The sequence below is a fragment of the Roseovarius halophilus (ex Wu et al. 2025) genome (genome assembly GCF_047086965.1).
In genome coordinates this window covers 45572-53387 of record NZ_JBKOTX010000017.1, presented here as the reverse complement: position 1 = coordinate 53387, position 7816 = coordinate 45572, and the positions used below count along the sequence as shown (strand labels likewise).

The following is a 7816-nucleotide window of genomic DNA, read 5'->3' as shown; positions in this document are numbered from 1 at the left end:
ATCCACTGCCTCACGGCATCGCGTCACAGGTGGCCGAATACTTCGGAACAGGTGGCCGGATGTGATCGGAATGGGTGGCCGAATGCGTCGGAATGCGCACCTGCGCCGTTATCGTATCGCAAAGCACTTGGCAACGGCGGTTGCCATAATGGGGCTTTCAATTTTTTTGGCATTGCGTCTTGACGATCTGGAAACTGATAAAACTGGCGCATATGCGATTATATATGCTGCGGCTCTTGGTACCCTTGGTTGGGCCTTTACCCTCTATGAAACCTGATCTAATTAACGCCGCGATTTCACGCTTCAGTTTATGAGATCCATAAACGAAAGCTCAATGATTGAAAGGCATAAATTAAATGTTTCAACACGTTACCCGTATGGCGTCAAGGTTGATGAACAGGACGTTGAACAGTTATTTAGAGACTTGCAAGATCCAAATAATTACAATGATCAATCTGCTCCGACACTTTATTCAATTGTTCAGATATTAAACCACTACGAATTCATTGCGAACCAAATTCGAAAAAACAGAATTGATGAGTCTGCCGCGAAGGAATGGTATTGTAACCTCATCTCGGCCGGCTGTGACAAATTCGGCGCTGTAATATCGGACAGCCCGAGTGTGTCATCCAGCTCGCGCATCACCAGCAGACCGCCGTCCGAACTGAGCTGTGTGCCTTTGAATTCCAGCCGAACACGAGGGTCGAAATCCACCCGATCTGCCCGCTGCAATCCCGCACCCTCTGGGTGATCCATGAAACACGCCCCTCACAGCTATCAACACCATGATTTATATAGGAAATACAAAGCTCAGGACAGCGAAATCAGCGGACTACTTGGGGAATGCGGGGTAATACGTCGTTTTCGCAGACCACAAAGTGACACTTTTCACGACAAGTACCCTGAGCTAATGTGGCTTTATCATCGTTGGAACGGCAAGCCATTCCCAGACAAATGAGCGAGGAGAAGTAGGTTCATACCACAACCTCCAACCGCTCCTGCTCCCCCACCCCGAACACGCGCTTGTAGCGGGCGATCTCGTCAACCGGCCCCATGGCCTTTTCGGGGTTGTCCGAGAGTTTCACCGTGGGCTGCCCGTTGGCCTCAACCGCCTTGCAGACCAGGCTGAAGGGGGCGAGCGTGTCGCCGGCGGTCAGGCCCTTGAAATCGTTGGTCAGCATGGTGCCCCAGCCGAAGGACACCTTGACCCGCCCGGCGAACTGGCGGTGCAGGGCGGCGATGCGCTCGGCGTCCAGCCCGTCGGAGAAGATGATCAGTTTCTCGCGCGGGTCCTCGCCGCGGCGTTTCCACCAGGCGATGGCGGTCTCGGCGCCCCGGGCCGGGTCGCCGGAGTCGATGCGGATGCCGGTCCAGCGCGCCAGCCAGTCGGGCGCGTTTTCCAGAAATCCCGGCGTGCCGTAGGTGTCGGGCAGGATGATGCGCAGGTTGCCCTCGTGTTCCTCGTGCCAGTCGGACAGCACCGCGTAGGGGGCACGGGCCAGGGCGGCGTCGTCCTCGGCCAGCGCGGCATAGACCATGGGCAGTTCGTGGGCATTGGTGCCGATCGCCTCTAGGTCGCGGTTCTTGGCGATCAGGCAGTTGGAGGTGCCGACGAAGCCCCGGCCCAGCCCTTCGGTCATGGCGCGCACGCACCAGTCCTGCCAAAGGAAGGAATGCCGCCGGCGGGTGCCGAAATCGGCGATGCGCAGGCCCTCGATGGGGCGCAGGTACTCGATCTTCTCCCACAGCTTGGTCATGGCGCGGGCATAGAGGATCTGCAGCTCGAAGCGGCCCATCTCGCCCAGCACGGCGCGGCTGCGCAGCTCCATCAGCACGGCCAGCGCCGGAATTTCCCAGAGCATGACCTCGGGCCAGGGGCCTTCGAAGGTCAGTTCGTACTGCCCGTCGCGTTTTTCCAGGGTGTAGGGCGGCAGGCGCAGCGCCTCGAACCAGTCCATGAATTCGGGCGTGAACATCTGGCGTTTGCCGTAGAAGGTATTGCCGCGCATCCAGGTGCTTTCGCCGCGGGTCAGCGAGAGCGAGCGGATATGGTCGAGCTGTTCGCGCAACTCGCCCTCGTCGATGAGCTCGGCCAGGCGGATGTCGGTGCTGCGGTTGATGAGCGAGAATGTCACCCACGTGTCGGGCTTGTTGCGGAACACCGACTGGCACATCAGCAGCTTGTAGAAGTCCGTGTCGATCAGGGACCGGACGATCGGGTCGATCTTCCACTTGTGGTTCCAGACGCGGGTGGCGATGTCGACCATGGTCGTCCTTTCTGTCGCGGGGTTGGGGCGCTCAGGCCAGCGTGACGCCCGCGTCCGTCATGGCCGCAAGCGCGGCATCCAGAGAGCCGTCCAGGTCGATCGCGCGGCACAGGTCGCGGCGCACGGTCACGGAGAAACCGAGGGTCGCGGCATCCACGGCCGACCAGTTGACGCAGAAATCCGTGGCCAGCCCGACCATGGCAAGGGTCTCGATGCCGCGCGTGCGCAGGTAGCCCTCGAGGCCCGTGGGCGTTTCGTGGTCGTTCTCGAAGAAGGCCGAATAGCTGTCGAGCGCCGGGTTGAAACCCTTTCGAAGGATCAGGTCGGCGCGGTCGGTGTCGAGGTCGGGGTGGAAGGCCGCGCCGTGGCTGCCCTGGACACAGTGATCGGGCCAAAGCACCTGCGGGCCATAGGGCATCTCGGTCATGGTCATGGGCGCGGCCCCGTGGCTGGAGGCGAAGGAGGAATGCCCCGGCGGGTGCCAGTCCTGGGTCAGGATCACTGCGCCGAAGTCGGCCATCAGCGCGTTGATACCGGGCACGATCCGGTCGCCCTCGTTCACGCCCAGCGCACCGCCGGGGCAGAAGTCGTTTTGCACGTCGATCACGACAAGAGCATGGGTCATGGGGCCTCCTTTCCTGGTGTGGGCGAGACTAGGGCCGGGGGGCCGGATTGAAAACCCGATAGCGGCGTCCCGGTGAATTGATGTTGAGCGACCCACCCGCCGCATGGTGCGCGCATTGAGATCTGCAAGCAGCTCGGCAATGGCCAGGTTCAGGGCCTCGATGGAAAAGAACTGCCGGTTGCGCAGGCGTGCCAGAATCCAGCGCTCCACGATCAAGACTGCGCCCTCGACCTTGCCCTTGTTGCGGATTTCAGAAATACCGGACAGCTATTACGCTAAATCCCGGACAGCCGTTTCAGTAATTCCCGGACAGCTCGGGCACGGCTGATCCTCTGCCTGCAGTTATGTTTTTGATGGCATCTTCGGCCAGTCTGGCTCGGTCAGGTCCCCCGGTGGGCGGCCAACGCGCTGGAACACAACCTGCTTCAGCGTGGAATCGTCATCCCGGCCCTTGGGCAGCGGCCAGCAGTTCAGCCCTGCTTCCCGGGCCCGGTTCAGGTATGTTGCCACTGTCGTTTTGCTGAGCTTCAGACGCGCGGCAACCTCACGCGCCGAAAGCCCTTGTTCATGCGTCAGTCGCAGTATGGATCGTATGTCTTGCACAGTCGTGCGCCTCGCTCGCTTCTGTCTCGGCATGGTCCCTCCCGGCCTTGTTCAAGACCGGCAGAATGCCGAGACGGCGCAGGCGATGACCAACCGAGCCCAAGCCCTCCCGGAACTGCCCGGGAATTAGCGAAATAGCTGTCCGGTATTTCTGAAATCCGCACCCATCGCGCTCATCGGCCGGCAGGACGAGATCGCCGTCCTTCGCCATGCGCCGCCAAGCCGACAACTGGTTCGGCCGGATACCATACCGCGCCGCCACCGCGTTGACCGTTGCACCAGGCCGAAGGGTCTCCGCGACAACCTGCGCCTTCACCTCATCCGGCCAGCGTCGTTGACCGGACGCATAGACCTCCACCCCCAACGATCGGAGAAACGCATTCGTAGCACACATTGAGAAACGCACTCCCTGTCTTGTGACAGGACCGGCCTCGCATTGCCCGGAACCTGGTAGAAGGTGGGGGCCAGCTCGCGCTTACGCTGAAAAGCCCGTGGGGCCCAGCTGGCGCTTACCAGGGGTGGCCGAATACCCCGGAATCACTGACCGGATAAAATTGGATTGGGTGGCCGGATACTTTCGGAATCGGTGGCCGGATGACCTCGGATTACGCAATCGCCGCCAGCCATCCGAAAAACCTGATCGACGAGCTCCTCCCTTGGAACTTTCAGCCGTCAAGCTGAAAAGCTCGTGGGGCCCAGCTGTCGCTTACATACCAGTTCTTCAAGGTGATACCCACCTCTCGCTCGATCTCATCAAGTGATGCGGCCTGTATAGAACTGATGTCCGGCTCGAGCCCCAGAGAGGCCTGCAGACGACCCATCGAAGAGTGTAAACCTGCAAGAGCCTGATAGCGCAGTAGATCCGCCATAATTGCCTCTGCCTGAGCACCCACCAACTCGACGTCGCTAATGGTGCCGGCCTTGTGCTGATTCACCATTCGGAACTCGATCTCCTGCTCTACATGTTGCAGCTCTTCCGCGATATCGAGCCGACTTAGGGCGTTTCTCGAGTGAAGCGCCGCCATATGGACCTGTGCGACAACGGTCATCTGCAAGGCGACTCGGCGCATATGGGCAAGCTTTTCCCGAGCCTCGGCATGGTTCCTTACGTTTCTGATATTCAGCAAACTAAACAGGTTGTAGCCCACCGACAGCGCGCCTTCGTTCCACTGATTGTTGAGTGAGAAAGAGTCCGTAGTATATCTCGGCCCCCAGCTGAAGGAGAGGTCGGGCATCAAATCGAGCAAAGCAGTCCGGGTTTCCAGCCTTGCGATTTCAAGGCCGTAAAACTGCTCTTTGAGATCAGCATTATTATAAAGGGCCACCTTCTCAAGTACTTCCATCGGTTCTTCCAGAACTCGCGGCCGATTTTCAAGGGACATCGGCGGATCCAGATCTAACGGCTGATCAACTGGTGCATTGATCAAATTAGAGAGCTCAACGCGCGAGGCCACAAGCTCCTGCTGTACCTGCTTCATATCGCGCAGGGTCCTCAGAAGAGCCCGCTCGTGCCGGAGATGTTCCATCGGCCCCTGCGCGTTGCCCTGTTGGGCAAGCCGTGTGTCCTGAATGGCTGCTCGGGTTACCTGAATGGTTGCCTCGACCTCGGGCTCTAGAGCCTGGGCGCTGGCCGCACGCCAGTAAGCCGTCTGGACGTCCATGATAAGCAGATGCATCGCCCGACGACGTCGCTCTTTGGCGATCAGAAGCCGATTCGCATTCTGCTGGGAGTCGTAAAAGCTAGCTCCGAAATCCAGCAAGCTCCAGCTGAGCTCAGAGGAGAAATCCCAGCTGGATTGATCTGCGCTAATGGTGGGATCCGACTCCAGCTCCTCGCCGGTGACTGCATTAACCGATCGGGTGAGGCGGGGCTCGCTACGTATACTGTAACCGGCATCGGCGAGTAAACGAGGCAGCATATCGTAACGGCTTAAATCAAACTCTCCACGAGCGACGGCCTGCTCCATCAGGGTCACTCGATGATCAAGGTTGAACTTGATCGCTCGTGCAATTGCTTCCTCGAGGCTAAGTGGTCCGCTAAGCGGCGGGACATCTTTCTGGGCGAACAGGCGATCCTGAATCAGATCATTGCTCATGGTCTGCCGATCGATGGCCACCGGCTCAGCCGCGCACCCGGCGAGCAAGATCGCGGAGAAACCGCAACATAGGACGACACCGCGCCAGCCGCGCGCCAAATTCTGGTCATTCATGGATTGAGCTCCCGTATCAGACTTAAGACGACTATACGTAAGTACTGTCCAGCCAGAGAAGCCGGTCGCGCACCTATTTTTAACCGGCCATAATGGACGCTAGTTACCCGGTTACGTCCAGTGCCGTCGAGCTCAACAACAACCCGATACGTCGCGCGTTCCGGGATTAGCTCGCCGGCTTTTTCACGCGCTAGAATATCGCCGCCGAAAACTGAGGCCATTGCTGGAAACGACAGAGAATTAATCGCGTCACTTCCGATCTCTACCACCCGTCCAGAGATAACATCACCGTAGCTTTGCGAGAAAAAGGTAGCCTTGGCACCGATCGATACACGGTCGATAGCGGATTCATCAATCCAGGTCAAAACTTCCATCCCGCTATCCGCATCAACTAGCGTCCCGACGACCGTATCCTTTGCCAGCCACTCGCCCTCGGCAATGTCCGGATTGTTTAGCCGAAACGTTCCATGATATGGTGCGATATGCGAAAGCTTTGTTACTTCACGATTGGCGCGCTCGAGCTCGGCCAGTCTAGACTCCCGCTGGTCGTTGGCCAGCCGCGGCGAGCCAGCGCGCTCCTTGTCAAGGCTGGCGGCCTGATGTCGCCTAGTCGCCGTTTCGGCACGCATAGCCGCCATCTGCTGGTTCAAAAGCAACATGGGGGAAACTAGCTCCACCAACTGACTACCCGCAACCACTTCCGCTCCGTCGCTCACAGCCAGCGCTTTTACACGGGCTGCTTCAGGCACTACCAACTGCGTTGACCGGACCGGCCGCATCAGTGCCTCAGAGGTCACCGGCTTCGGCAGTGGTACAACAAACACAAGCAAGAATCCCAACGTCACCATGATTGTAGCGCGTGTACGAAGCTGTGCCCATATCTCCGCTCGGCGTTCCCACCACAGTTTTGCTTCCTTGATCACAGGTGCGAGGATGAACCAGTAGATTTCGACAACAAACAGGAGAAGTCCCAACACTTTAGTGAACTTGAAGTACACCAAAATAGCAATGCCAATAAAAAGGATGAACCGATAAGTCCAGGTGAGAATGGCAAACACCACGAGGAAACGCTGGAACCCCAAGGATAATGTCTCGGGTGGGGGCTCATCCAAGCCAAATAGTAAGCGACGGATTCGCCACCGTGCCAACGCCGAACTCCTCGCATGCAAATTGGGATAGTCCAGCCAGTCCATTAGCACAAAATATCCGTCAAAGCGCATGAACGGGCTGATATTGAGCAACACTGATAGCACCCAACTTACCGAGGCCAGAAAGAAAACTGCTGATCGAATTGCACCGTCGGGTAAAATCACCCAAAGTAAGGTTGCCCAAACTGCCACCAGAAGTTCTAAACGCAATCCGGCGGTTGAAACCGCGAGGCGCTTACGCCGATCGCTGATCTTCCAGACTTCGTTGGTGTCAGTGTAAGGCATTGGGAACATCACGAGGAAGGCCACACCCATCACTGGTACTCGGCAGCCGTACCTTTTAGCCATGAAGCCATGGCCGAATTCGTGAAAAACTTTCACGCTCACCAAGGCAAAGGCATAGGTCATAAATCCTTTTACGGAAAAGGTATCCAGCAGAGTCGACTGAAAGACCTCCCACTGCTGGCCCACCTTGATCAGCGAAAACAGGAGCACTATGCCGGTCGTCAGTGTAAAGCCCCGTGAGAAAAGAAAAATGCCAATAAAGAGCCAGCGTTCCAAGAAGCGATCCGGGTTGATCAACGGCACCCGAAAGAAGAGGTAACGATGCATCAGGTCAAGCCACCACGCTTTTTTACTCGCCTGTTTGCGCCGAGCAAGCTCCATGGCGTCCGCAAAATCAAGTCGCTTGACCAAGCAGTGCGTATTGAGAAACACAGCAACGCTTTCAACGTCCTCAAGTGTAATCTCAAGTGTCGTTTCCCGGTTCACTGCGTCAACGATGAGCTCCGGCGAACGATAGTCCCATCGACAGAGAATCTCGTAAGTGGGCCAATCCAGTCGAAAAAATTGATTTGGCGCCGGATCGTGTAGTACCCAGCTCGGATGCCCCTTAGACCCAGTGGGCCCAGGATAGACAGTGATTTCGTCGCGCATGATGGAAAGGGCTGTCGAGTCTGTCAT

At 57.8% G+C, this 7816-nt stretch carries 6 protein-coding genes and 2 pseudogenes; 1 reads left to right on the top strand and 7 read right to left on the bottom strand.

The window, feature by feature from the left end; genetic code table 11:
* The coding region (locus tag ACH107_RS05485) for a hypothetical protein (RefSeq protein WP_412504968.1) at window positions 1–277 on the top strand (277 nt) is incomplete at its 5' end.
* Between the two features lie 311 nt (window positions 278–588).
* Here ACH107_RS05485 and ACH107_RS05480 read toward each other — a convergent pair.
* The 7 genes and pseudogenes from ACH107_RS05480 to ACH107_RS05450 all read right to left on the bottom strand — a co-directional run.
* A pseudogene (locus tag ACH107_RS05480) lies at window positions 589–756 on the bottom strand (IS1380 family transposase); the annotation flags it as partial.
* A gap of 218 nt (window positions 757–974) precedes the next feature.
* The gene (pncB, locus tag ACH107_RS05475) at window positions 975–2267 is read right to left on the bottom strand and encodes a nicotinate phosphoribosyltransferase (protein ID WP_109388775.1); all 1293 of its coding nucleotides are present in this window, start codon (window positions 2265–2267) and stop codon (window positions 975–977) included.
* A 31-nt stretch (window positions 2268–2298) separates the two neighbouring features.
* Complete coding sequence (gene pncA / locus ACH107_RS05470; RefSeq protein WP_109388787.1) at window positions 2299–2892, bottom strand: bifunctional nicotinamidase/pyrazinamidase; 594 nt, start codon at window positions 2890–2892, stop codon at window positions 2299–2301.
* A gap of 93 nt (window positions 2893–2985) precedes the next feature.
* Window positions 2986–3528, bottom strand: a pseudogene (locus tag ACH107_RS05465) (sigma factor-like helix-turn-helix DNA-binding protein); the annotation flags it as partial.
* Window positions 3458–3853: a transposase gene (locus ACH107_RS05460; protein ID WP_412504967.1), complete on the bottom strand. Its 396-nt coding sequence runs from the start codon at window positions 3851–3853 to the stop codon at window positions 3458–3460. The gene ACH107_RS05460 and the pseudogene ACH107_RS05465, both read right to left, overlap by 71 nt.
* Window positions 3854–4160: 307 nt before the next feature.
* A complete protein-coding gene (locus ACH107_RS05455; RefSeq protein ID WP_412504966.1) occupies window positions 4161–5705 on the bottom strand; it encodes a TolC family protein in 1545 nt (514 codons plus the stop codon).
* Window positions 5702–7816 carry an HlyD family efflux transporter periplasmic adaptor subunit gene (locus ACH107_RS05450; RefSeq protein WP_412504965.1) on the bottom strand — a complete coding sequence of 705 codons (2115 nt, stop codon included), beginning with the start codon at window positions 7814–7816 and terminating at the stop codon, window positions 5702–5704. Before ACH107_RS05450 ends, ACH107_RS05455 begins: the two co-directional genes overlap by 4 nt.

Coding starts and splice junctions, on each gene's coding strand:
- pncB (WP_109388775.1), bottom strand. CDS start 2,267: ATGGTCGACATCGCCACCCGCGTCTGGAACCACAAGTGGAAGATCGAC.
- pncA (WP_109388787.1), bottom strand. CDS start 2,892: ATGACCCATGCTCTTGTCGTGATCGACGTGCAAAACGACTTCTGCCCC.
- ACH107_RS05455 (WP_412504966.1), bottom strand. CDS start 5,705: ATGAATGACCAGAATTTGGCGCGCGGCTGGCGCGGTGTCGTCCTATGT.
- ACH107_RS05450 (WP_412504965.1), bottom strand. CDS start 7,816: ATGACAGACTCGACAGCCCTTTCCATCATGCGCGACGAAATCACTGTC.